At 27.4% G+C, this 25929-nt stretch carries 24 protein-coding genes; 6 read left to right on the top strand and 18 right to left on the bottom strand.

Annotated features, from left to right (window positions below; all coding sequences use genetic code 11):
- Window positions 1-17: 17 nt before the first annotated feature.
- The 5 genes from mutS (at window position 18) to K8M07_RS00870 (ending at window position 7059) form a co-directional block, all read left to right on the top strand.
- Window positions 18-2642, top strand: a complete 2625-nt coding sequence (gene mutS, locus K8M07_RS00850; RefSeq protein ID WP_411741945.1) for a DNA mismatch repair protein MutS — start codon at window positions 18-20, stop codon at window positions 2640-2642.
- Window positions 2635-4464 (top strand): DNA mismatch repair endonuclease MutL, encoded by a 1830-nt coding sequence (gene mutL, locus K8M07_RS00855; RefSeq protein ID WP_223375901.1) that lies wholly within the window; start codon window positions 2635-2637, stop codon window positions 4462-4464. Before mutS ends, mutL begins: the two co-directional genes overlap by 8 nt.
- Window positions 4465-4468: 4 nt before the next feature.
- Window positions 4469-5431 (top strand): tRNA (adenosine(37)-N6)-dimethylallyltransferase MiaA, encoded by a 963-nt coding sequence (gene miaA, locus K8M07_RS00860; protein ID WP_411741947.1) that lies wholly within the window; start codon window positions 4469-4471, stop codon window positions 5429-5431.
- Window positions 5432-5443: 12 nt separating this feature from the next.
- A complete protein-coding gene (gene hfq / locus K8M07_RS00865) occupies window positions 5444-5683 on the top strand; it encodes an RNA chaperone Hfq (protein WP_223375903.1) in 240 nt (79 codons plus the stop codon).
- A gap of 74 nt (window positions 5684-5757) precedes the next feature.
- Entirely contained in the window at window positions 5758-7059 is a 1302-nt protein-coding gene (locus tag K8M07_RS00870) for an aminotransferase class I/II-fold pyridoxal phosphate-dependent enzyme (RefSeq protein WP_223375904.1), read from the top strand.
- Between the two features lie 21 nt (window positions 7060-7080).
- Here the strand turns inward: K8M07_RS00870 and lexA are convergent, their stop codons facing one another.
- Window positions 7081-7698 carry a transcriptional repressor LexA gene (gene lexA, locus K8M07_RS00875; RefSeq protein ID WP_223375905.1) on the bottom strand — a complete coding sequence of 206 codons (618 nt, stop codon included), beginning with the start codon at window positions 7696-7698 and terminating at the stop codon, window positions 7081-7083.
- Between the two features lie 223 nt (window positions 7699-7921).
- On the opposite strand from lexA, the gene K8M07_RS00880 reads away from it, so the two are divergent.
- A complete protein-coding gene (locus K8M07_RS00880) occupies window positions 7922-8233 on the top strand; it encodes a LysM peptidoglycan-binding domain-containing protein (RefSeq protein ID WP_223375906.1) in 312 nt (103 codons plus the stop codon).
- A 66-nt stretch (window positions 8234-8299) separates the two neighbouring features.
- On the opposite strand, the gene K8M07_RS00885 is transcribed toward K8M07_RS00880, so the two are convergent.
- From K8M07_RS00885 to K8M07_RS00965, 17 genes are all read right to left on the bottom strand, one after another.
- Window positions 8300-9286 (bottom strand): tyrosine recombinase XerC, encoded by a 987-nt coding sequence (locus K8M07_RS00885; RefSeq protein ID WP_223375907.1) that lies wholly within the window; start codon window positions 9284-9286, stop codon window positions 8300-8302.
- A gap of 309 nt (window positions 9287-9595) precedes the next feature.
- Window positions 9596-10282: a HesA/MoeB/ThiF family protein gene (locus tag K8M07_RS00890; protein WP_223375908.1), complete on the bottom strand. Its 687-nt coding sequence runs from the start codon at window positions 10280-10282 to the stop codon at window positions 9596-9598.
- Window positions 10283-10382: 100 nt separating this feature from the next.
- Window positions 10383-11573, bottom strand: coding sequence for a pyridoxal phosphate-dependent aminotransferase (locus K8M07_RS00895; protein ID WP_223375909.1), 1191 nt, complete (start codon window positions 11571-11573; stop codon window positions 10383-10385).
- 38 nt (window positions 11574-11611) lie between these two features.
- Window positions 11612-11995, bottom strand: coding sequence for a PadR family transcriptional regulator (locus K8M07_RS00900; protein WP_223375910.1), 384 nt, complete (start codon window positions 11993-11995; stop codon window positions 11612-11614).
- Window positions 11996-12811: a PHP domain-containing protein gene (locus K8M07_RS00905; protein WP_223375911.1), complete on the bottom strand. Its 816-nt coding sequence runs from the start codon at window positions 12809-12811 to the stop codon at window positions 11996-11998. It abuts the gene before it with no gap.
- A gap of 146 nt (window positions 12812-12957) precedes the next feature.
- Entirely contained in the window at window positions 12958-13218 is a 261-nt protein-coding gene (gene spoVS, locus K8M07_RS00910; RefSeq protein ID WP_223375912.1) for a stage V sporulation protein SpoVS, read from the bottom strand.
- Window positions 13219-13347: 129 nt separating this feature from the next.
- Window positions 13348-14883: a ribonuclease Y gene (rny, locus tag K8M07_RS00915; protein ID WP_223376285.1), complete on the bottom strand. Its 1536-nt coding sequence runs from the start codon at window positions 14881-14883 to the stop codon at window positions 13348-13350.
- A 178-nt stretch (window positions 14884-15061) separates the two neighbouring features.
- Window positions 15062-15718, bottom strand: a complete 657-nt coding sequence (locus tag K8M07_RS00920) for an ATPase (RefSeq protein ID WP_223375913.1) — start codon at window positions 15716-15718, stop codon at window positions 15062-15064.
- A 4-nt stretch (window positions 15719-15722) separates the two neighbouring features.
- Window positions 15723-15971 (bottom strand): hypothetical protein, encoded by a 249-nt coding sequence (locus K8M07_RS00925; protein ID WP_223375914.1) that lies wholly within the window; start codon window positions 15969-15971, stop codon window positions 15723-15725.
- Window positions 15968-17428, bottom strand: coding sequence for an AAA family ATPase (locus K8M07_RS00930; protein WP_223375915.1), 1461 nt, complete (start codon window positions 17426-17428; stop codon window positions 15968-15970). Before K8M07_RS00930 ends, K8M07_RS00925 begins: the two co-directional genes overlap by 4 nt.
- On the bottom strand, window positions 17429-18415 hold the full coding sequence (locus K8M07_RS00935) for an exonuclease SbcCD subunit D (protein WP_223375916.1): 987 nt from the start codon (window positions 18413-18415) through the stop codon (window positions 17429-17431).
- 39 nt (window positions 18416-18454) lie between these two features.
- Window positions 18455-19510, bottom strand: coding sequence for a recombinase RecA (gene recA / locus K8M07_RS00940; protein ID WP_223375917.1), 1056 nt, complete (start codon window positions 19508-19510; stop codon window positions 18455-18457).
- Window positions 19511-19615: 105 nt separating this feature from the next.
- On the bottom strand, window positions 19616-20836 hold the full coding sequence (locus K8M07_RS00945; RefSeq protein WP_223375918.1) for a competence/damage-inducible protein A: 1221 nt from the start codon (window positions 20834-20836) through the stop codon (window positions 19616-19618).
- A gap of 14 nt (window positions 20837-20850) precedes the next feature.
- A complete protein-coding gene (gene pgsA / locus K8M07_RS00950) occupies window positions 20851-21396 on the bottom strand; it encodes a CDP-diacylglycerol--glycerol-3-phosphate 3-phosphatidyltransferase (RefSeq protein WP_223375919.1) in 546 nt (181 codons plus the stop codon).
- Window positions 21393-22721: a 30S ribosomal protein S12 methylthiotransferase RimO gene (rimO, locus tag K8M07_RS00955; protein ID WP_223375920.1), complete on the bottom strand. Its 1329-nt coding sequence runs from the start codon at window positions 22719-22721 to the stop codon at window positions 21393-21395. Before rimO ends, pgsA begins: the two co-directional genes overlap by 4 nt.
- Window positions 22721-24922, bottom strand: coding sequence for a DNA translocase FtsK (locus K8M07_RS00960; protein ID WP_223375921.1), 2202 nt, complete (start codon window positions 24920-24922; stop codon window positions 22721-22723). Before K8M07_RS00960 ends, rimO begins: the two co-directional genes overlap by 1 nt.
- A 253-nt stretch (window positions 24923-25175) precedes the next feature.
- Window positions 25176-25865, bottom strand: a complete 690-nt coding sequence (locus tag K8M07_RS00965; RefSeq protein WP_223375922.1) for a ClpP family protease — start codon at window positions 25863-25865, stop codon at window positions 25176-25178.
- Window positions 25866-25929 lie beyond the last annotated feature (64 nt).

Here is a 25929-nt window from a genome sequence, read left to right on the forward strand (position 1 = left end):
ATTCGGAGGTTTTAATTTTGAGTAATTTAACGCCAATGATGAAACAATATAAAGAAATAAAAGAAAAATATAAGGATTCTATACTATTTTTTAGATTAGGTGATTTTTATGAGATGTTTTTTGATGATGCAATTATAGCATCTAAGGAACTAGAAATAGCTTTAACACAAAGAGATGCTGGTGGGAATGAAAAAGCTCCAATGTGTGGAGTTCCTTATCATGTCTCTGAAGTATATGTTTCTAAATTGGTTGAAAAGGGGTATAAAGTAGCTATATGTGAACAATTAGAAGATCCATCCATAGCAAAAGGAATAGTCAAAAGAGATGTAATAAAGGTAGTAACTCCAGGAACTATAACTGATATGAATGTATTAGATGAAAAATCAAACAACTTTCTAGTCTCTATTTATTTTGATAATTTAGGTGTAGGATTATCCTATGTTGATAGTTCCACCGGAGAAATGTATACCACTGAAAATCTAGGAACTACAAATGATTTATATGATTATGTATTAGATGAATTAGGAAAAATATTTCCTACAGAAATAATATGTAATGAAAAATTTGCAGAGAACAAAAAAGTGATGAATATTATAGAAAATAGAATAAACCCCTATATAACTATCTATGATAGTGATTTAACTTCTAATATAGATTGGACTATAAAAATCACCAATCATTTCAATGTAAATAGTACTAAGAATTTAGGATTAACAGGAAGAATGTATTCTATCTTATCTACTGGTAAATTGCTAGATTATCTATATGATACTCAAAAGGATTCTTTAAAACACATAAGCAATCTTGAATTTTATAATTCCGCTGAATACATGATAATAGATATTAATACGAGAACAAATTTAGAAATACACGAAACAATTATGAATAGAGAAAAAAAGGGTTCATTAATTTGGATTTTAGATAAAACTTCGACAGCTATGGGCGGTAGGCTTTTAAAAAAATGGCTAGAACAGCCATTATTAAATATTAAGGAAATTGTAAAGAGACAACAAATAGTGGAGTTATTTGTGAATGATATTATAACAATGGATAAAGTTAAAGATTGTTTAAGAAAAATCTATGATCTTGAAAGGTTAATTAGTAAGATATCATATGGCAATTGCAATGCAAGAGATTTATATTCTTTAAAAATATCCCTTGATAGACTACCTGAATTAAAAGAATTGTTAATTCAATCTAAAAATGAAATATTCATTGAACTTGGAATGAAGATAGATTCCTTAAGTGATATTTGTGAACTAATAGAAAACTCTATTGTTGATAATCCTCCTATATCAGTTAAAGAAGGTAATTTAATAAAAGAAGGATACAATGAAGAACTGGATGATTTAAAGAAAGCTAATATAGAAGGTAAACAATGGTTAGCTAATTTAGAATCAAAAGAAATACAAAAAACAGGTATTAAAAATCTTAAAATCGGATTTAATAAAAAATCAGGATATTATTTTGAAGTCACTAAATCGAATTTTGACCTAGTACCAAATTATTTTATTAGAAAACAAACTTTAACAAATTCAGAAAGATATTATACAAATGAACTAAAAGAAATTGAATTGCAGATATTAGGGGCAGAAGAAAAAATGATAGAAATGGAGTATAATATCTTTCAAGATGTTAGATTAAAAGTAAAAGCTCAGACCAATAGAATACAAAGATTAAGTAAGCAAATTGCTAAAATTGATGTTTTGAATTCACTTGCTCAAGTTGCCTATAAAAATAATTATGTAAAACCTAAACTTAATAATAGAGGTATAATTGAGATTATCGAAGGAAGACATCCTGTAATTGAAGAAACTCTATCAGATAGCGTATTTGTTCCTAATGACACTTTATTAGATAATAAAGATAGTCTATTACAGATAATTACTGGGCCAAATATGGCAGGAAAATCTACCTATATGAGACAAGTTGCAATTATTACTTTAATGGCGCAAATAGGCTCTTTTGTCCCAGCGAAAGAAGCAAATATAGGTATTGTTGATAGAATTTTTACTAGAATAGGAGCAAGTGATAATTTATCTCAAGGCGAGAGTACTTTTATGGTAGAGATGCATGAAGTTGCAAACATAATGAAAAATGCAAGTAAAAATAGCCTAATTATTTTGGATGAAGTAGGCAGAGGTACGAGCACATATGACGGGCTGAGTATAGCATGGGCTATTATTGAACATATAGCTACAAATATAAAAGCAAAGACTTTATTTGCAACACATTATCATGAATTAACCGAATTGGAAGATAAATTAGAAGGAATAAAAAATCTTACTATTCTAGTTGAGGAAAAAGGTGATGAAGTAATATTTTTAAGAAAAATTATTGAAGGAAGTACTAACAAGAGTTATGGAATAGAAGTAGCTAAATTAGCTGGAATAGATGAAAAAATTACTAATAGAGCTAATGAGATATTGTTCCAAATTGAACAGAATCGAAAGTTAACAAATAGTAATAAAAAATCACAATCTAATCATCAATTTGATTTTATAGATTATAAAAAGAATTATTTTCTAGATAAAATTAATAAATTAAATATACAAAAAATAACTCCTATTGAAGCCATAAATATATTATATGAATTAACAGAAGAAGCTAGTAAGTTAAAGGAGAGAACTCAAAATGAGTAAAATTAAAATATTAGATGAATTGACTGTACAAAAGATTGCTGCAGGTGAGATTATTGAAAAACCTGCTTCAATCATAAAAGAACTTGTAGAAAACTCTTTAGATGCAAATTCATCTAATATTACTGTTGAAATAACTAATGGTGGTAAAAATTATATTAGAGTAACAGATGATGGTGATGGATTTCTAGAAGATGATTTAAGAATTGCATTTAAACGTCATTCTACCAGTAAATTATCTAATGCAGATGATTTAAATAGAGTTATGTCATTTGGTTTTAGAGGAGAAGCTTTAGCTAGTATTTCTACAGTTTCTAAGGTAGAGGTTCTTACTAAAACTGAAAATGACCTATCAGGGACTCAAGTTTTCGTAGAAGAAGGAAAGATAGTTGATCAAAGACCTGTTGGATGTCCTAAAGGTACAACTATGATTATTAAAGATTTATTTTATAATATTCCAGTAAGAAAAAATTTTTTAAAAAGTGATAAGGTAGAATCTAGCTATATAAGTGACATTATATATATATTGGCTCTAGGGAATAATGATGTTTCATTTAAATATATTAAAGATAACGAAATTATATTTAACACTTTAAAAAGTAATAATTTAATTTCAAACATTTATACTCTATTAGGTAAGGAATTTAGTGATAATTTAATCGAAATTAATTACAAAACTGATGTTTTTAATATACATGGATATATATCAAATAATACTCTTTATAGAGGTAATAGAAATCATCAGTATTTATATGTCAATAACAGATATGTTAAAAACAACCTTATATCCAAGATAATTGAAGATAAATATAAATCGTTAATTCCTATAAATAAATTTCCAATATATATTATTTTTATAGATATAGATCCATCATTTATTGATGTAAATATTCATCCTACTAAGCAACAAATAAAATTTATAAATCAAGAAGACATTCATGATACATTAGGAAATGCAGTCGAACAAACATTGAATAAACATCTGTATATACAAAAGATTTCATTTAAACATAAACAAAAAAGTAAAAAAGATGAATATGAGAGCATACCTCTTTTGTTTGAAAATAATTTGTCAAATGATAAAGATAAATCAGAAATTTATGTTTCTCCTATTGATTACCATAATAGAATAAAAGAAAATAAAAATAAGAATACAGATAAGCTTAGTAATAAAGATTATCTTTTATCAGATAATACAAAGTCTGAGAATGGAGTACACGATAACACACAATCAACTAATTTTTTAGAAAACATAAGAATTATAGGAGTAATTTTTTCCACATATATTCTGCTGGAAGATTTAATATCTAATAAACTGCTCATAATAGATCAGCATGCAGCACATGAAAGGATAATATATGAAGAATATAAGAATAAATATGAATCTGAGAATATAGCAATCCAAAAATTGTTGACTCCAGAAGTATTAGAATTAAGCAATTCAGAGGTTGAATCAATAAAAGAAAATATAGATTTATTAAGAGATTTAGGATTTATAGTGGAGGAGTTTGGATATAATAGTGTTATTGTAAGGGGTGTACCTATGTTATTTGGAAAACCCGAAGTTAAACATTTATTTTTAGATTTAGTCGATGCTCTAAAATCAAATATTAAAAATACTTATGAAGTAAGATTAGGAAAAATTATGAAAATTGCATGTACCAAAGCGATAAAAAGTGGAGATAAAATAACGAATATAGAAATAGAGAGTCTTATAAAACAACTAAAAATGACTAAGAATCCATACACTTGTCCTCATGGGAGACCGACGGTCATTGAAATATCAAGAAAAGAATTGGAGAAAGAGTTTAAAAGAATTATGTAAGAGGATGATAATATTGGGAAACAAGAAAAATTTGCTAGTTATTGTTGGACCTACTGCTACAGGTAAAACATCCATATCAATAGATGTTGCCAAAAAAATAAATGGAGAAATAGTTTCTGCTGATTCCATGCAGATATATAAATTTATGGATATAGGGACAGCTAAAGTAAGCCTATCAGAAATGGATGATGTTCCTCATTATTTAATAGATATAGTTTATCCAGATGAAGATTTTTCTGTTGCAGACTATAAACACTATGCTGAAGAATATATTAATAAAATTGATAAGTCTGGGCATATACCAATTGTAGTAGGTGGTACGGGATTATATATAAATTCATTAGTGTATGAATTAAAATTCACAAAAGTCGAATCAAATGAAAACTTTAGAAAAAAATATAATAGAATTGCTAATATACATGGAAATCAATATTTATATGATAAATTATATAAAATTGATCCTATTTCTTGTAAAAAAATAAACATTAATGACAAAAAGAGAATAATCAGAGCTTTAGAAATTTACCATGAAACAGGAAAACCCATGTCATCATTTAATAAAAACTTCCGAAAAGAAACAGATAAATATAATTTAGTAATGTTTGGACTTACTACTGATAGATCTATATTATACTCAAGAATAAACAAGAGAGTTGATAGCATGATTGAAGGAGGCTTGATTAAAGAGGTACAAAAATTAATGGATATGGGATATCATAAAGATTTAAAATCGATGAAAGCTATTGGATACAAGGAAATTATTTCTTATTTAGAAGGCGAAGTGGAGTTGGCTGAAGCCATTAGGTTATTAAAAAGGAATACAAGAAGATATGCAAAAAGACAATTAACATGGTTTAGAAGAGATGACAGAATAAAGTGGATTGATACTAGTAAATTTAGTTATACTGGGGAAATAGTAGATCATATAACTGATTATTGTAAAGATATGTTTAAATTAAATATTTGAGGAGGGGATTTTATGAAACCAACAGTAAATTTACAAGATGTTTTTCTTAATAAAGCAAGAAAAGAAAATAAGGAAGTAACGGTTTATTTAGTGAATGGCTACCAGATTAAAGGACTAGTAAAAGGTTTTGATAATTATATCATTATTATAGAAAGCGAGGGAAAACAGCAACTTATATATAAACATGCTGTATCTACGATTATACCAAATAAACCAATTTATTTAGTGAACAAGGACTTTGGTAAAGAATAAGTAGTATGTCAAAAGTCTCTGAGAATTTCAGAGACTTTTGACTTTAATTTTAATTTGAAAGGTTGATATAATCAATGGACAGGGATACAATAAATATATTATGTAAACAGTATTGTTTGAATGAACAGATAATAAAATATGTAAACCAAAAAGAGAAATTAATATTGGATAAATTTCAACATATTGACCAAATAAAAGAATATAATCAGTATAAAGTTTTAAAAGGTATGCAAGAATCTAAATTAAATTCTACTGACTTCAATTGGACAACAGGCTATGGATATGGTGATATAGGAAGAGATAAAGTTGAAAATATTTTTTCTTCTGTTTTTAATACTGAAGATGCTTTAGTTAGACCTATGATAGCTTCTGGGACCCATGCTATTAATTTGACATTATCAGGTCTTTTAAGGCCAAATGATGAATTTGTATCTATAACAGGGAGTCCTTATGATACATTACAAAAAGTAATTGGCGTACAAGGAGATAACAAAGGAACATTATTGGACTACGGTATTAAATATAGAGAAATACCTTTAAAAAATAATAAAATTGATATTAATAGAGTAATTAATGATATATCAAATACTACTAAATTATTGCTTATTCAAAGATCTACAGGGTATAGTGATAGAAAGGCTATAACTATAGATGAAATGAAAATTGTTATAGAAAAAATTAAGGAAAATAATAAAAATATTATTATAATGATTGATAATTGTTATGGAGAATTTATAGAAAAAATTGAACCAACTGACGTAGGTGCAGATATAATGGCTGGTTCTCTTATAAAAAATCCAGGCGGAGGATTAGCGTTATCAGGTGGTTATATTGTAGGTAAGAAAAATTTAATTGAGCAAGTTGCAAATAGAAGTACTGCGCCGGGATTAGGTAAAGACTGTGGATTAACATTCGGAACAACTAGAACTGTATTACAAGGGTTATTCTTAGCACCGCATGTTGTAGCAGAAGCTCTTAAAGGTGCTTTATTAATGGGTATAGTATATAAAGAATTGAATTTTGAAATCATTCCCGATTTAGAAGATACCCGAAGTGATATTATACAAGCTATTAAATTTGAGTTGCCTGAAAGAGTAGTCCAGTTTTGTAGAGGAATTCAAAGTGCATCTCCAGTAGACTCATATGTAATTCCAACTCCATGGGATATGCCAGGATATGATGATAAAGTAATAATGGCAGCTGGCGGGTTCATAGAAGGTTCTTCTATAGAATTGAGCGCTGATGCACCTATAAGAGAACCTTATTTTGCCTATTATCAGGGGGGATTGACCTATGAACATTGTAAACTAGGGGTTATGAAGTCTTTAAATAACTTGTATAATTATGATTTAATCGATAAAAATAAGCTAACTTAATAGTTAGCTTATTTTTATCGATTAAAACCTTCTATACAAACCAATTACCTTACCTAAAATTTTAACATCATTAACTATAATAGGGGACATAGCTTCATTTTCTGGTTGAAGTCGTATATGATGCTCTTCTTTGAAAAATCTTTTTACAGTGGCCTCATCTTCTAATAATGCTACAACAACATCTCCATTTTTAGCATTATTTTGTTGCTTAACCACAACATAATCACCATTTAGTATACCCGCTTCTATCATACTTTCTCCCTGAATTTCTAACATAAAGAGGGGACCACGTTCAGCCATTTCAATAGGAACAGGGAAGGTTTCTTCGATATGCTCTATTGCTAAGATAGGTTCGCCAGCTGTAACTTTACCAATTATAGGAATATCAATTGTTTTTTTGGGAGCAAATAAATTATCACTATCTTTATCCAGAATCTCTATAGCTCTTGGTTTAGTTGGATCTTTTCTAATATAGCCTTTATTTTCTAATTTTTCTAAATGTCTATGGACTGTGGAAGTAGATTTTAAATTAACGCCCTTACATATTTCCCTTACAGAAGGAGGATAACCTTTTTTCTGAATTTGATTTTTGATAAAATGTAAGATTTCTATTTGATTTTGATTTAAATCTTCATACATTAAAAACACCTCGCATATAATTTAAAATATAGTTACTGTCATTGGTTATTAGTTCAAAGAAAAATATTTAGAAATATGCTAATTTATTACATTATACCACAGAGGAAAAAATTAATCAAACATTAGTTCTTTTTTTAATAAAACTATTGACATGGAACTAGTGTTTGATTACAATATAATTAACAGAACATTTGTTTTGAACTTATGTGCGAGGTGAAAAAATATGAGTAATAGAAGATACAGGATTGTAAATAAGAGAAAATTTATATCATTTTTAGTTCTGATGTTTATTGTTATAACGGTTATTGCATTTTTACTTATCAGTGACAACGAAGTATATAGCTCTACATATAGAGAAAACTACAAAGAAATATTAGTGAGAGAAGGGGATACTTTATGGAATATAGCAATAGATAATATGCCTGATGAGTATGATGTAAGAAAAATGGTATTTGAAATAAGAAAATTTAATAGTATGAAAGATACAACAAGTATTTATCCAGGTGATTTAATAAAAATACCTATTAAAGAATAATCCAAAATAAAAATGTAGTTTACATAAATATATTTATGTAAACTACATTTTTTACACTAATAAACACTAATAATTAGATTTATCAGGAGATGGAGGTTTAATATTTGCTAAAGGATTGCTTTTTACAGCATCACGTAATCTTTCATCATCAATATGAGTATATATTTGAGTTGTAGATACATTTGTATGACCTAATATTTCCTGCAAAGCTCTTATATCTACATTGCCATATTTATACATCAAGGTAGCAGCAGTATGTCTTAGTTTATGGGTAGAATATACAGAAGTATCAAGTCCAGCTTTTTTTAGGTATCTTTCTATCATGTGCTGAATGGCTCTGTTACTCATTCTCTGTTTCCTAATACTTAAAAATAACGCTTCTTTATCTTTAGAGTCTTTAGGTCTTACTGTTAAATAATCATTGATTGCCTCCATACATGCTGAATTAAAATAGATCGTTCTTTCTTTATTACCTTTACCAATTACTGTTAAGGTATCATGTTTGATCTTGCCTATATTTATGCTTGATAGTTCAGATAATCTAAGACCACAATTTAAAAATAATAAGACAATGGCATAATCTCTTTTTCTGATAACCTCATTTTTATTTTGTAAGATAGTACTTAATAGCTTCTCGCATTCCTCTAAAGTTAAATATATAGGTTGTCTAGTATCAGTTTTAGGGGATTCCAATTTATCTGCAGGATTATTAGTTATTAAGTTGACTTTAGCATACAAGTAATTAAAAAACGATCTTAAGCTAGCTATTTTTCGTGATTTTGTAGAATTTCCATTATTTCTGTTTTTATCCATATAAGAAATATAAGCATGCAAGTCAAGTATAGTAATTTTTTTAATTAATTCAATATTAATATCACTTATATCAATATCTTCAAAAGGAGTATCGTTATTTACAAGTTTGTAACGCAATTTAATGAACCTAAGAAATGTACGTAAATCAAAAAAATACTCTTTAACTGTATTGGAAGAAGTACCTTTGATTGTTTCCATGTAATTTAGATAGTCTTCAAGTACTGATGGTATTTTGTGCATTTTATCCCTCATTTCTAGTTTTATATAAGTAGTCACAAAATACATATTTTGTGACTACTTATATATTTCGATAAAAGTTCTTAAAATCCTTCTTAAAATACTAGATATTATTAATTTTATTTAATCAGACCTATATAAACAAAACGAAATTTTAAAATAGTCTTCATTTTGAGTTGTGACGCATTTTTAATAATGTTTTTATATCACACTAAGCTTATTACATACAAATGCGTTACAACACACTTGTATGCGGCGTGTTATTATATAATAAAATAAATCTGTGAAAATCGATAAATATCTTAACATTTTTTAAAATTTTACTGTATCAAAATTATTATTTAATGCATCTATAAACAAAACTTTATTTCTAAGTAAATCTCCGCGATTAAGTATAATTTTAATTACTTCCGATACTTGAATTGATGCAATTAATGGAGGTATAAAAGATAGATTACCTAATTCTTGTTCTATTCCTTTTTCTACTCCATTGTTTTGAGGATATAGATAATCAAAACTATTGTCCTCTGGAAAAATTGTTGTCACTTGTCCATAAAAACCTCCAATAGCTCCATGAACCATAGGAATATTTAATATAGAGCAACCTGATTTGACTATTTTTCTTGATGAAATATTGTCTAATGCATCTACAACTATATCATGATTTTTTAATAAATCTGTAGCATTTTTAATATCTATCATTTTTTTTATTGGAGTTATCGTTATATTTGGATTTACTAGTTGAATTCTTTTCTTTGTCTCTTCCGCTTTGTTTAATCCTAAGTTTTCAGTATTGCTGACTAACTGTCTGTTGAGATTAGTTTCATCGAAATCATCCCCATCTATTGCAGTTATATAACCAGTACCTATCCTAGCTAACATTTCAACTATATATCCACCTAGACCTCCACAACCTACAACACATATTTTACTATTATTTAACTTTGCCATATCGTCTTTAGACAAAGATTTCATATTTTTTATATATCTTTTTTTCACTTATATCACCACCAATATAAATTTTTAAACCAACAAAGGTTTACATAATTATCTTATGTAAACCTTTGTTGGTATGCTTGTATATCTATATTCTTAATTATTATTTTTCTAATATATTCTTGATTCTATGTAGACCATTTTTTATATTTTCCATAGATGTAGCATAAGATAGCCTAATATAATTATCGTTACCAAATCCTATTCCAGGGATTACAGCAACTTTGGCTTCATCAAGAAGAACTTTAGCAAAATCTAAAGAGTCATTAATCCTAATTCCATTTATTGTATTACCTTTTAATTCAGTAATATTAACCATAATGTAAAAAGCACCTTTTGGTTTTTTACAACTTAATCCTTTTATTGAATTTATTGTTTCTACCATGTAGTTTCTTCTAGCTTCAAATTGTTTTTTCATCTCAACAGTATTATTTTGATCTCCTGTAATTCCTACTACGCTAGCGTATTGTGATATAGAACATGGATTAGAAGTAGTATGGCTTTGAATATTACTTATTATTTTAGCTATATTCTTATGAGCTGCTAAATATCCAATTCTCCATCCAGTCATTGAATATGCTTTAGACATTCCATTGATTACTATTGTTAAATTTTTAATATTTTCATTTAAAGATGCAATACTTATATGCTCTCCATCATATACTAATTTCTCATATATTTCATCTGAAATGACAAAAATATTGTTTTTTATAGCCCAATCAGCAATTTGTTTCAACTCTTCTTTAGTATATATGGATCCTGTAGGATTATTTGGACTATTTAATATAATTGCTTTAGTTTTATTAGTTAAAACTTTGTTTAAATCTGTAACAGTAAATTTAAAATCATTTTCTTCTTTAGTTTGTACGAATATTGGCTTACCATCTGAAATTTTAATTAATTCGGGATAACTAACCCAATAAGGTATACCTATTATTACTTCATCACCTGGATTAATAATAGCCAGTAAAGCATTATATATTGAATGTTTTGCCCCGTTAGAAATAATGATATTTTCAGTTAAATAATCTAAATTATTATCATTTTTAAATTTATTACATATTGCTTCTTTTAATTGAACTATTCCTGAAGCTGGAGTATATTTAGTTAGTCCTTCTTCTATAGCTCTAATACCCTCTTTCCTAATGTTTTCAGGTGTATTGAAGTCAGGTTCTCCAGCTCCAAAACTTATTATATCTATTCCATTGGCTTTCATTGTTTTAGCTTTAGCAGTGATCTCCAATGTAACTGATGATGAAATCTTTAAGCCTTTTTTTGATACATCAAAGTTCATATTAATACCTCCAATTTTATTATTTTTTATATAATTAATTAGAATTTTACACTATATAAATCTTCTAATACATTTTGAACTATTGATAAAGAATCTTCAAAGACTTGCTTATTTTGAAGTAAGATGACTTTATAATGTTTATAACCACTATCGGTCAATTTATATCTTCTAATTGATTTCTTATCTGGTTCTTCCCATGAGCCTTTAACATACCCCTCTTTTTCTAATTCACGTAAAAGGGGATATACCATTCCTGGGCTTGGCTCCCATTTGTTTTCTAATCTGACTTTTATTTCTTCAATTATTTCATTACCATAATAGCTTTTATCTTTAAGTAAATGTAAAATATATAGCTTTACAAAAGAAGTAGTGCTAATTTTAGAAGGAAATTGTCTATTCCTCATAGCTTTAAAATTATTCAATTATATCCTTCCTTTCATAACAGGAATGTCATCTATTCTTATATAATATTTCCCTAGTAAATATTCTCCTGATATTTTTTGACCGTGAAAATCTGATCCACCAGTTAATATTAAATTATTCTTTTTGCCAATTACTAATAAAAATTTTACATCTTCTTTAGTGTGTTTTGGATTTATTAATTCTAAACCATCAATTCCTTTCTCTATACAATGATTAATTATATTTTTATTTTTTAATATTCCAGGATGTGCTAATATTGTAATTCCATTCGCCCTATGAATTAGTTTTATAGTTTCAACTAAAGAAAAAGTTCTCTTTTCTACATATCCTGGTTTGCCTCTATTGAGAAATTTATCAAAAGCTTCTTTAATATCATTTACATAACCACGTTTGATTAAAGCTCGTGCAACGTGAGGTCGACCAAAATGATCTCTTTTAGAAAAACTTTTAACATCTTCTAATGTCAATTTCATACCAATGGAATTAATTCTATCTACCATTTTGATTCCTCTTCTAATTCTTTCCTCTTTTAATTTTTGAGTTGCATTAATTATATTTGGAGATTCATAATCAATGAAGTATCCTAATATATGCACCTCTTCATCTTCATGTATACATCCAAATTCTATACCAGGAATAACGAAAAAATCTTTAAAGTTTTTACTGTATTCTATAGATTGTTTTATACCTAAAATAGTATCATGGTCTGTTATTGCTATACCATTTATTCCTTTATTGAAGGCTATGTCAATAATTTGTTTAGGAGTAAATAACCCATCGGAGAAAGTTGTATGTACATGCATATCAAAGATCATATATAACTCTCCTTTATTATCTAATTATATTATATACAATCTTTAGATTGTGTATCAAGCAACATTTTATTATTAATAATAAAATAAAAAACCTACTAAATTTAATTAGTAGGTTTTTTGATATACATTTTACATATTACACAATACTATCTTGGTTCTACAATTAATTTAATTGCTGTTCTTTCCTCACCATCAATTTCAATGTCAGTGAATGCGGGTATACAAATTAGATCAATTCCACTAGGTGCTACAAATCCTCGTGCTATGGCTACAGCTTTAACTGCTTGATTTAAAGCACCTGCTCCAATAGCTTGGATTTCGGCATTACCTCTCTCTCTTAAAACTCCAGCTAGTGCTCCTGCTACAGAATTTGGGCTTGATTTTGCTGATACTTTTAATACATCCATTAAATATCCCCCTCTACACTATTTTTATAATATATAATTAATTAATATTTATATTACTTATTCTACAAATATAATTAAAATCCTCTTTTATTTCAAAAAATAAAAAATAAATTTTATCAATACTAGTTTTTACTTTGCATATTCTATTGCTCTTGTTTCCCTGATTACATTTACTTTAATTTGGCCAGGATAATCTAACTCATCTTCTATTTTCTTAACTATATCTCTCGCAGTAAGAACTATCTCATCGTCACTGAGGCTATCTGGTTTTACCATGATTCTCAATTCTCGACCTGCTTGTATAGCATAAGACTTTTCAATACCATCAGAAGAATTAGCGATACTTTCTAATTTTTCAAGACGTTTAATGTAAGCTTCTAAAGTTTCTCTTCTTGCGCCTGGTCTAGCTGCCGAGATAGCATCAGCTGCTTGTACTAATACTGCTTCTACTGTTTTAGGCTCTATATCTCCATGATGAGCTGCAATACAATGTAAAATATCTTTTGATTCTTTATATTTTTTTGCTAAATTAACACCTATATCAACATGAGGCCCTTCAATTTCATGATCTACAGCTTTACCAATATCATGTAGTAAACCAGCTCTTTTAGCTATTCTTACATTTACATCTAATTCAGAAGCCATTATACCAGCAAGATGAGAAACTTCGATAGAATGTCTAAGGACATTTTGTCCATAACTTGTTCTATATTTTAATCGTCCTAAAAGTTTTATTAATTCAGAATGAAGACCATGAATTCCTGTCTCAAACGCTGCTTGTTCTCCTTCTTCTCTTATCACATTGTCTACTTCTTTTTTTGCCTTTTCAACCATTTCTTCAATTCTAGCTGGATGAATTCTTCCATCCACTATTAATTTTTCAAGAGCAATCCTTGCAATTTCTCTTCTTATAGGATCAAAACCAGATAATACTACTGCTTCCGGAGTATCATCTATTATTAAATCAATACCAGTTAATGTTTCTAAGGTTCTAATATTTCTACCTTCTCTACCTATTATTCTTCCTTTCATTTCATCATTTGGTAGAGAAACAACAGTCACAGTAGATTCGGCAACATGCTCGGCGGCACATTTTTGAATTGCACAAGATATGATTTCTTTTGATTTCTTTTCTGATTCTTCTTTAACTTTTCTTTCCATCTCTTTAATTAATACAGCGGATTCATGAGCTATTTCTTTCTTAATATCATTTAATAATATTTCTTTCGCTTCATCAGAAGTAAGACCTGAAAGCCTTTCCAATTCTTTAACTTGTTTATCATATAATTCGTCTATAAGACTTTCTTTTTTTTCTAATTCCTCTACTTTTTTATTAAAAATATCCTCTCTTTTTTCTAAGGAATCAGCTTTTCTATCAATAGATTCTTCCTTCTGTAATAAACGTTTTTCTTGCTTTTGAATTTCAGATCTTCTTTCTCTATTTTCTTTTTCGCTCTCAAGTCTTATCTTGTGAGATTCTTCTTTAGCTTCTAGCAATATTTCTTTTTTATGAGTTTCAGCATCTCTATTTGCATCTTCAATAATTTTTTTAGATAATTCTTCAGCAATTCCTATCTTTCTTTCAGCAATGGTTTTTCTTATATAAAAACCAACTATAATTCCTATAATAGCAATTAAGATATTAATTATGATATCAATAACGATGCACCTCCTATTCTATTTAGTTTTCAAGTTTCATACAACATATTCTTTTTGTTTTAATGACAGTTAAAAATATAAACCGAGTCAGTATAAGCTTTCGGCTTATAGCGTCTACACATTAATTTTTGTATAGCTATGTTCGTTATTATTTTATTACTTTTCAATAGATATGTCAAGAGTATTAATTCAGTGTAATCTTTTCAACATTACTTATTGTCCCGTTTAGAGTAACTCTATATGAATTTGTTCCAATAGCAGATAAATGATTGTTATGTGTTATCATTATTATTTGTCTTTCAAACATTTCTGATGTTTTCTTTAAAAAATCTGCTACATTAAAAATATAGTCTTCGCTTACATGTTTTGCTGGTTCATCTAAGATTAAGGGGCCTTCTATTTTGGGTTTATGAATTTGTAGGAAGGCTATACGTAAAGCTAAAGAAACAGTATCTACAACCCCTCCTCCTCTAGACTGTTCCGGTTTTGTTTTAATTGTAGTATCTTTGTCTTTGCTTATAACATAAAATTCTGCGTTAGGCTTCCCATATAATTCTTCTATTTCAATCTTAAATTCTATATCATTTTCAAATATAAATTGCAAACAATTTGTTACTAATGATTCAATTTGAACTTTGGCTTGGTTTCTTGCAAATTCAGATGTTCTTTGTAACAATACGCTTACCTTTTCCATCAATTGTATTTTAGATTCTATACTTTCTATTAATTTATTGTAATTGTCAATCTGTTCTAAAATTTTTTCTCTTTTTCCTTGTTCTTTAGAAATATAAGAATTAACTTTAGATAAATATTTATCTAGCTCATCTATTTTATTAATCACGATATCACTTCTTTTCTAAAATATCTTTTGGCATTAATTCATTAGCTTCTTTAAATAATTCATTAATTTCTTCTTTTAACTTATTAATTTCTCCTTCTAATTCTTCTGGATTTACTCCTAAATCTTTTAATTCATCGACTATTTCTTGTTGCTGTTTATTAAGTTGTTCTAATCTCGCTTCAGCTCTATATTTCAAACTTTTAGCTTTTTCAAGGTCTTCTCTTAGGGTATTAAGTTCCTTTTCATAATTCATTGATGAATTTCCTCCTTCTTGTAGCTATCTATTATTTTTTTAGTTCGTGCTTTATCTATAGGACTAAAACACAAAGGACATACTTCAACTTTATTTAAAATTATCTTATATCTATTTAAATATTTATTCATTTCTTTATTTATATTAGATAAATTATTTTCTATTTTAAATATTCTAGTTTTATTGGCATCATATTCCTTTTTGTAATTAACTAAGTTTTGTAAAATTTTATATTTTGATTCAAGTAAATCTTTTTTATTAAAAATCAAGTTTACATTCGATAATTTATTAATGTAAATTTGACCTATAGAAATATTTTTATGGATTTCGTCTAATTTTTCTTTTAAATTTTGTATCTTTTTGAGCCTTTGAAGATTTTCTTCAATTAAACTAATTCTTTTTTCAATTAAAACATTTTTTTGTAAAGCTTTTAATATATTATTATATATACTTAGTGTATCTTCAGTATATTTATATTTATTGTATATGGTTTCTAATTTAGAAGTCATATTAAAAAAAATACTTAATTTATTAATAGTTTTTTCTATTTTATGAATATCTTTCAATAAAATTAGTAAGTTATTATCTTCTTTTATATTGTTTTGTATTTTAATCAACATGTAATATTTATCATAGATGTAGCTAAATTTTTTAATCTTTCTAGATAATATTTTTTCCTTGTTTGATACTTTCTCTAAATTTTTAAGTTTTCTTAAATATTTTTTTAATATATTATATTCTTCACTTGTTTTTTGAAATAACTTTAATCTTTGAGTCAAGTTGTCTAGTTTTGATTGTTTATTATGAATTTTATCTTTTATATTTTTTAGTTTATTAACTTTTATTGTTAAATCATCTAAATAATCATATTCAGATAAATTCTCATGAAGATCTTCTAATGTTTCTTTATAATTTTTTCTTTTAGTATTTAAGTTTCTAATGTCTTTTAATGTATCTTTTAGAGCATTGTCAACTATATGTACTCCAACTAACCGTCCAATTGCATTTGCTCTTGTAGAATTCTTTTCAGATAATAAAAATGGACCTTCTAACTGTTCCCCAATATTTATTGAATTAGATTGGCCACTATCTAATATTATTTTTCTCATAGAAGTTTTATCTATAATCTCTTGGGGCACCTTTGTTCCAAAACCCTCAAACACAGTTTCTTCTCCGTTATTATCATATATATAATAAGCATTTTTAGTTTTACTTCTATATCTTTTTAATTTTATATTATCATTGAAAATAATGGTTACACTACACTCTGTTTCTCCTTCTCTGATAAAAAAATCTCCTACTGGTTCATTAAATAATGCCCATTTTATACCCCTAATAATTGCTGTTTTACCATGATCAGATGGGCCTACTATAACATTTAAATATTGATCTAACTCAATTTCAGTATATTTATGTGATTGAAAATTTTCTAAAATTACTTTCTTAATATATTTCATTTACAATTCATCTCCTAGATGTTTCATCTGAATATGGGCAATCCTTTTAAGGGCTTCTTTTTTTACTTCTTCAGATACATTTTCAGCATTTGAAACTTCCATTAGAATTTCATTTATTTCTAATTTTTCGAAGTTAATAGCTGTATCTATTGATTGCTTGAAATCAAATAATCTTTCAGTTTTAAAGATGTGATTTTCTATTTCTTGTCTATCTAATACTTCTTCTCCTTTCAATGCTGTCTCTAAACAAATTGTTTTAATATCAATTGAATCTTTGATATCTAAAATAACTATCTTAGGTATTCTTTCTATTTCATTTAAGCTGTTTGTTATTCTAATAAGACTTCCTGGATTTACAAAGTATTTATCACCAATATTTATTATTCCAAAACCAGAATGATAATGTCCAGATAATGTAATATCTGCTTCAGTACTTTTTATATCATCAATTAGAGTAAAAGGTATACCTTTTATAAAAGGTTTATTTAATAGCATTCCATGAACCATGTGAATTATATAATCCACATCTTTTGAAACTTTTTTTACAATATATTTAGACCTATTCCTTTCATGATCAATATCATATGTATATGATTGACCAGATAACTGAACTTTGATACCAGCTTTATTTAAATATATGACTTCATTTTGCTTTATTATCCTTACAACTTTTAATGCATCTAATAACCCAAGCATAGTTCTACCTATGGTGTTAGGGTTATGACCATAAACATCGTGATTGCCACTTATAATATATATAGGCACTTTAAAGCTATTTAATATTGAAGCAAATTTACTAACTATAGAAACCGAAACATCAGGTCTATCAAATAGGTCTCCACCATGTAATATAAAGTCAATATTATAATCTTCTACAATATCACCAATTTCCCTTAACTTTTTTTCTAAAGTTTCAGTGAGATTGTCTTTTCTATTTTTAGGTGTAGTTCCCCTTATATGGGTATCAGTAAAAAAAAGTATTTTCAATTAATGACACTCCTTATAAATAAACCTCCAATTGGAGGTTTATTCAGTTGTTTTCTCTTTTGCAATTTTATCTTTTTTCTCAGTTGATTTATCTTTATCAGAATTCAAACCATATTTTTCTCTTATTTTAGATTCTATTTCCATTGTGATTTCAGTATTTTCTTTTAGAAAATCCTTAGCATTTTCCCTTCCTTGTCCAAGTTTATGCTCTCCATAACTATACCATGAACCTGATTTATTTACAATTTCAGCTTCAACTCCAGTATCTAAAATATTACCTTCTTTGGATATACCTAAACCGTACATGATATCAAATTCTGCTCGTTTAAATGGAGGAGCAACTTTATTTTTTACAACTTTAACTCTAGTTCGATTTCCTATTACACTATCAGATTGTTTTATAGAATCAATTCTTCTTACATCTAATCGTATACTAGAATAGAATTTTAGGGCTCTCCCACCAGTTGTTGTTTCAGGATTGCCAAACATAATCCCTACCTTTTCTCTTAACTGATTAATAAAAATTACAGTAGTTCTAGATTTATTTATTGCCCCTGCTAATTTTCTTAATGCTTGGGACATTAGTCTAGCTTGTAATCCAACATGACTATCTCCCATTTCGCCTTCTATTTCAGCTTTTGGAACTAATGCTGCAACGGAGTCTATAACTACAATATCAACTGCATTGCTTCTTACTAAAGATTCTGCAATTTCAAGTCCTTGTTCTCCAGTGTCAGGTTGTGAAACTATTAGATTTTCAACATCAACACCTAATTTTTTTGCATAACTTGGATCAAGTGCATGTTCTGCATCAATAAAGGCTGCTATTCCATCTTTTTTTTGCGCTTCAGCAATAACATGCAACGCAACAGTTGTTTTCCCAGAAGATTCTGGCCCAAATATTTCAATAATTCTACCTCTTGGAATTCCACCAATTCCTAATGCAATATCTAAACTTAAAGATCCTGTAGGTATAACTTCTATTTTTTCAATTTCGTTATCACCTAATCTCATTATTGAACCTTTACCAAATTGTTTTTTAATTTGATTCATGGCCATATCTAATGCTTTCTTTTTTTCATCTTTATTCACCATTTTTCTCCAGTTAAACTGGATTCACCACCCTTCACTTATTAGAACTTACGTTCTAATACAATTGTATAATAATTATTTATTTAAGTCAAAGATAATTTTGGATTTTTATAAGATTTTCCTTATCTCATTAAAAACCTTTAATGCAGCTTTGTTTTGAATAGAAGTTCTGTCTCCATTTAACATGCATTTAATCACTTTTGACATATTTTTAGTTACGATTCCGATATAAACAAGACCTATTGGTTTTGTTTTATTTCCTCCAGATGGACCAGCTAAACCTGTCGTAGATACTGCTATGTCTGATTTTGTCTTATTCATAAGGCCTTTTGCCATTTCTATTGCTACTTGTTCACTTACTGGGCCAAATTTTTCTAATGTATCTTTATTTACATTCAATTCTTCGATCTTTGAATTATTGCTATATGCAATAATTCCTCTTTCAAATACTTCTGATACCCCTGAAATACGAGTAAACTTTGCCGATATAAGACCACCTGTACATGATTCACAAAAAGCTATTTTCATTTTTTTATCTTTTAGTTTTTTAAATACAACTTCTTCAATAGTCTCATCTAAATAACTATAAATATACTTGGATATTCTATTTTTTATTATACATACTATTTCATTTAGTAATGAATCAACTTCTTTATCATTATCACCTTTTGCCACTATTTTTATATCTACAGTTCCTTCTTTAGCATAAGTTGCTATTGTTGGATTTGTATTGTTTCTTATAATATCCTTCAATGAGTTTTCTAATTGTGATTCACTAATACCTATAGTTCTTATTGTACTTATTTTAATAACAAAGTCTTGTTTTATCAAAGGGACTACATATTTATTAAACATTAATTTCATTTCGTTTGGAGGGCCTGGTAATAATATTAATAATTTTTCATTCCACTTAATATATATTCCAGGTGCAGTTCCAATTTCATTAGTTAAAAATTTACTTTCCTCTGGGATATATGCTTGTTTCTTGTTATTAGAGGACATGATTTTATCAGTTTTATTAAAATAGTTTTTAATACTATTTTCAACGCTTACATTTAATCTTAAGTTTAGGCCTAATACTTTACTTACTATCTCCTTAGTCATATCATCATCTGTAGGACCTAATCCTCCTGTAAAAATCAAAACATCGGCTCTTTTTAATCCAATATGAATTATATCTTCCAACATTTTTGGATCATCTTTTACTGCTGTATGGTATATTACATCTATACCTATATTAGACAATCGTTTAGATAAGTAATGTGCATTTGTATTCAATGTGCTCCCTAATATTAATTCAGTGCCTACAGAAATTATCTCAGCATTCATTTCATTCATCTCCGTTATTTTTCATCAATTTTTAATACTTGTCTATTCTTATATATATAGTCTATTCCGGATAATACAGTAAATATTAAAGATATATAAAGCATAATGATATCGAATGGAAAATTAACTAAACTAAAAGGAAAATTATCTATTAATAAAACAGTTATAGCGATTAATTGTGTAATCGTCTTTATTTTTCCTAATGGACTAGCTGCAATTGTTATTCCTTCTGATGCAGCAATTATTCTAAAACCTGTAATGGTAAATTCTCTTGCAATTATAATTACAACAATCCAAGCAGGAACCTTTCCTAATTGAATTAGGGAAATTAATGCTGTAGAAACTAGCAACTTATCAGCTAATGGATCAACAAATTTGCCAAATGTAGTTACTTGATTTCTACTTCTTGCAATATATCCATCTAATCCATCCGTTGCAGATGCTATAACGAAAATTAACGTAGCTAAATAGTTATGCACTTTAGAATCAAAAAATAATATTATCATAAATAAGGGGATCATCAGCACACGTATTAAAGTAATTTTATTTGCTAGATTCATTCTATTATCTCTCCAATCAAATCGTATTCAAAATAATCAGTAGTTATCGCTTTAACAAATTGTCCAGTCTTAAGCCTTCTATCTGACTTAACAAAGAAAATACCATCAATATCTGGACTATCCATATATGTTCTACCTATATACAAATCTTCATTTTCCATGTCTTCAATTAAAACTTCGTAGGTTTTTCCGATTTTTTTGCTATTTAAAGAATAGGATATACTCTGTTGCAATTCCATGATTTTATTTCTTCTATATTCCTTTGTGTCATCATCTATTTGATTATCAAAGGTATAAGCTGCAGTTCCTTTCTCTCTAGAATAAGTGAAAGTTCCTACTTTATCTAACCTCATAGCTTTAATAAAATTATATAAATTTTTAAAGTTATTTTGTGTTTCACCAGGAAATCCTACTATAAAAGTCGTTCTAATAACAATATCCGGTATTTCCTTTCTTAGTTTAGATATTAAACTTATGATTTTTTCTTTAGAGATTTTTCTATTCATTTTTTTCAATATATCATTGTCTATATGTTGCAAAGGTATATCTAAATATTTCAATACTTTATCATTATTTTTAATAGAAGAAATTAACTTTCTATTAATGTTATCTGGATATAGATAAAGCAACCTAATCCATTTTAAATCTCTAATCTTATTTAAGTTATCAAGTAATTCATATAACTTATATTCTCCATATAAATCTATACCATAATCAGTAGTATTCTGACCAATTAATATTATTTCTTTAACTCCATTTTTAACTAGATGTTTTACTTCTTTAATTATATTTTCCATCTTTCTACTTCTATGCTTTCCTCTTAACCTTGGTATAATACAATACGTGCAAAAATTATCACATCCTTCAGATATTTTTACATATTCAGTAGTTCTGAAGCTTTGTCTAGGAACTAGTTCTAAATAATCTTCATCAATATTTTCTGTATAAATAACTTTATGTTCTCCATTGTTTAATCTATCTATTAGAATTATAACATCTTTCATATTGCCTGTACCAATTATACCATCTACTTCATCAATTTCTTCTAATAGTTCTTTAGAATATCTTTCTGCTAAACAACCAGCTAATATAATATATTTACATTTCCCTTCTGTTTTATACTTAGTCATTTCCCAAATAGTTTCTATAGATTCCTCTTTAGCAGTATCAATAAAACCACAAGTATTAATGAGTATGATATCTGCATCTTTTAATGAGGTTACAATTGAATAACCATTATTTTTAAAAATTCCCATCATTAATTCTGAATCGATTTCGTTTTTTGAACATCCTAAAGTCACAATTGAAATATTTTTTACTTCCATTATAATCTCTCCTTGATAATTGATTCTACTTCTTCTTTTGATACTAGTACCTTTCTTGGTTTACTACCTTCATGTCCACCAACTATTCCTCTTTCTTCCATTTGATCAACAATTCTTGCAGCTCTTGCATATCCAACTTTTAATTTTCTTTGAAGTAATGATATAGATGCTTGTCCTTCTGAAACAACCAAAGATATTGCATCTGGAAGCAATTTATCTCCATCTTCGATAAAGTTATTTATATCTATTTCATTTTGTATTGTTTCTATTACTTCATCATTGTATTCTGTAATGTTTTGTTCTTTCAAATAATCTACAACCTTTTTTACTTCTGTGTCACTAATAAAAGCCCCTTGAATACGAATAGGCTTAGAAAGGTTGGAAGGATAAAAAAGCATATCCCCTTTACCTAATAATTTTTCTGCACCGGGCATATCTAATATTGTTCTTGAGTCAACTTGTGAAGATACTGCAAATGATATTCTTGAAGGAATATTTGCTTTAATAATACCAGTTATAACATCAACTGAAGGCCTTTGAGTAGCTATTATTAAGTAAATACCTGCAGCTCTAGCCATTTGTGCTAATCTACAAATATAATCTTCTATTTCTTGAGCAGCTACCATCATTAAATCTGCTAATTCATCAATTATAATAACTATTTTAGGTAGCTTATTGTTCTTATCATTATTTAGTTTATGATTGTATGATTTAATATCTCTCACATTATTTTCAGCAAATAACTTGTATCTTTTTTCCATTTCATCAACTGCCCAGCTTAATGCAGAAGCAGCTTTCTTAGTTTCAGTAACTACAGGGATTAACAAGTGTGGTATACCATTATAAATACTTAATTCAACTACCTTTGGGTCAATTAATAATAATTTTACATCACTAGGATGAGATTTAAATAATATACTCATAATAATGGTATTTATACATACACTTTTACCAGATCCAGTTGCTCCAGCTATTAATAAGTGAGGCATTTTATCTATGTTTGAAACTATTGCTTTGCCGGAAATATCTTTTCCTAAAGTTAAAGGTAATTGGCTATTTAAAGATAAATATTCATCGGATTGTAAAATTTCTTTTAATCCAACATTATCTTTTATTTTATTTGGGACTTCTATTCCTACAGCAGCTTTACCAGGAATGGGAGCAACTATTCTAATATCTGAAGCGGCTAAACTCAAGGCTAAATCATTTGATAAATTAACAATTTTACTTACCTTTACTCCTGGAGCAGGTTGAATTTCATAACAAGTAATAGATGGTCCCTTATTGATTTGAGTAATTTTTGAGTCAATTCCAAAATTCTTCATAGTTTCTTCAATTTTTTTGGCATTATTTATAATTCCTTTTCTATCATTAGAATTTGGATTTTTTTCAAAATCATCTAATAAATCCAATGAAGGTAATGTATAGTTAGGTATAACATTTTTGTTATTTATTGAAATTTCATTATCTGTACTTGTTTTATTATGAGGTTCTTTTTGAATTTTAGTATAATCATGAATTAAAATTTCTTGTTCTTTATCATTTTGTATGTTATTTAATGATGACACATTTTTTATAGTTTCTTTAATATCTCTTTTGTTTTTCTTATTTTTGTTTATTTTATCAGTAATATTAAAATTATTGATTTTTTTTGCTTTAAATTTTAAATTAAGTTGATTCCAAATTTCACTAATTTTAACCTCAGTAAAAAGTACTATTGAAATTAAGATTATGAAGGAAATTATTACATAAGAGCCTATTGATCCAAATAATTTAAAAAGTAAATATCCTAAAATAGCTCCTAATATACCTCCACCTAATCCTTGCTTGCTTAGTTGTAAAGACTCAGATAATTTTACACCAAATTTACTTCCACTTACATTGTTAATATCTAATAAAGTTAAAAAACATAAAAATAAAACTAGTAAATATACTGATTTAAAATCATTTTTTGTGTCAACTCTATTTATAATAAAAAGAATTCCAATAGCTATAATAATTAATGGAAATATATATCCACCAAAACCCATGAGAGTAAAATAAATATTTCTTAAAAACACACCCATAATACCTGTTTTTTTGCTAAATAAACTTATAGCTGATAGGATGCCAAATAAGATTATAATAATTCCTATTATCTCTCGATTATATTCTTTCTTTTTTGTGTTCTTTGTTTTTTTTGTCTTTTTCTTCTTGACCAAGAAGATCACCTCTTATAAAATATTATGTATCATTTAAGTTCATTTTTATCTGTAATATTAATACTTAGAAAGTATATATAAGGATGAAAGTTGAAAATTTGTTATATCTTTATTATACCATTAAAAAAACAATTACTATAGATGAAAAGATACTTAAAGTAAGTATCCCCTTAAAATAATTGTTTTGATTAAATTCCCCCTTTAAGGTATTCTCATGTTATTATAGCATAATTTAGTATATTATACTATTGTGCTATAGGTTTTTCTGTTCTATTAAATCATTTAATTTTTTTAATGCGATACTAAAGCCACCTACTTCATCAATTAATCCGTAATCCACAGCTTCTTTTCCTATAAGAATAGTTCCCACATCATTAGCTAATTCATCTGTTGCATACATTAAATTTTTTAAAGTTTTTTCATCAATTTTCGATGTTCTTATGATGAAACCACTTATTCTCTTTTGCATCTTTTCAAAATATCTAAAGGTTTGTGGAACTCCAATAACTAAACCTGTAGTTCGTATAGGATGAATTGTCATAGCTGCAGTCGGTACAATGAAAGAATAATCTGACGCAGTAGCTAAAGGAACACCGATACTATGGCCACCTCCTAATACTAAAGATACTTTTGGTTTATCTACGCTATTTATTAATTCACTTAAAGCTAGACCTGCTTCAACATCACCACCTGCTGTATTCAATATAATAAATAAACCTTCAATTTTAGGATCTTGCATTGCTGCTATTAACATTGGTATAATATGTTCATATTTTGTTGTCTTTTTATTAGATGAAGACATATTATGTCCTTCTATTTCTCCTATAATAGTTATAAATTGAATATTATTATCAACATTTGGTAAATTTGGTGTACCTATTTTATTTACATTATCCATTACATCATTATTTTGTTGTTGATCATTATCTGGTTCCTTTTTCACTTTTTTACCTCCTTTGTATTGATTATATATCATTTATTTTTTACTATTCTTATAATAATATGCT

It is taken from the genome of Schnuerera sp. xch1, assembly GCF_019931165.1.
Taxonomy (GTDB): Bacteria; Bacillota; Clostridia; order Tissierellales; family Tepidimicrobiaceae; genus JAIOUP01.

What these genes read in the sequence shown, in the direction of transcription:
- K8M07_RS00945 (WP_223375918.1), bottom strand. Translation starts at nt 20,836, where the DNA reads ATGAATGCTGAGATAATTTCTGTAGGCACTGAATTAATATTAGGGAGC.
- recA (WP_223375917.1), bottom strand. Translation starts at nt 19,510, where the DNA reads ATGGTGAATAAAGATGAAAAAAAGAAAGCATTAGATATGGCCATGAAT.
- mutL (WP_223375901.1), top strand. Translation starts at nt 2,635, where the DNA reads ATGAGTAAAATTAAAATATTAGATGAATTGACTGTACAAAAGATTGCT.
- K8M07_RS00895 (WP_223375909.1), bottom strand. Translation starts at nt 11,573, where the DNA reads ATGAACTTTGATGTATCAAAAAAAGGCTTAAAGATTTCATCATCAGTT.
- K8M07_RS00905 (WP_223375911.1), bottom strand. Translation starts at nt 12,811, where the DNA reads ATGATCTTTGATATGCATGTACATACAACTTTCTCCGATGGGTTATTT.
- hfq (WP_223375903.1), top strand. Translation starts at nt 5,444, where the DNA reads ATGAAACCAACAGTAAATTTACAAGATGTTTTTCTTAATAAAGCAAGA.
- rimO (WP_223375920.1), bottom strand. Translation starts at nt 22,721, where the DNA reads ATGGAAGTAAAAAATATTTCAATTGTGACTTTAGGATGTTCAAAAAAC.
- K8M07_RS00925 (WP_223375914.1), bottom strand. Translation starts at nt 15,971, where the DNA reads ATGAATTATGAAAAGGAACTTAATACCCTAAGAGAAGACCTTGAAAAA.
- miaA (WP_411741947.1), top strand. Translation starts at nt 4,469, where the DNA reads ATGATAATATTGGGAAACAAGAAAAATTTGCTAGTTATTGTTGGACCT.
- K8M07_RS00885 (WP_223375907.1), bottom strand. Translation starts at nt 9,286, where the DNA reads ATGCACAAAATACCATCAGTACTTGAAGACTATCTAAATTACATGGAA.
- K8M07_RS00870 (WP_223375904.1), top strand. Translation starts at nt 5,758, where the DNA reads ATGGACAGGGATACAATAAATATATTATGTAAACAGTATTGTTTGAAT.
- K8M07_RS00880 (WP_223375906.1), top strand. Translation starts at nt 7,922, where the DNA reads ATGAGTAATAGAAGATACAGGATTGTAAATAAGAGAAAATTTATATCA.
- K8M07_RS00930 (WP_223375915.1), bottom strand. Translation starts at nt 17,428, where the DNA reads ATGAAATATATTAAGAAAGTAATTTTAGAAAATTTTCAATCACATAAA.
- lexA (WP_223375905.1), bottom strand. Translation starts at nt 7,698, where the DNA reads ATGTATGAAGATTTAAATCAAAATCAAATAGAAATCTTACATTTTATC.
- spoVS (WP_223375912.1), bottom strand. Translation starts at nt 13,218, where the DNA reads ATGGATGTATTAAAAGTATCAGCAAAATCAAGCCCAAATTCTGTAGCA.
- pgsA (WP_223375919.1), bottom strand. Translation starts at nt 21,396, where the DNA reads ATGAATCTAGCAAATAAAATTACTTTAATACGTGTGCTGATGATCCCC.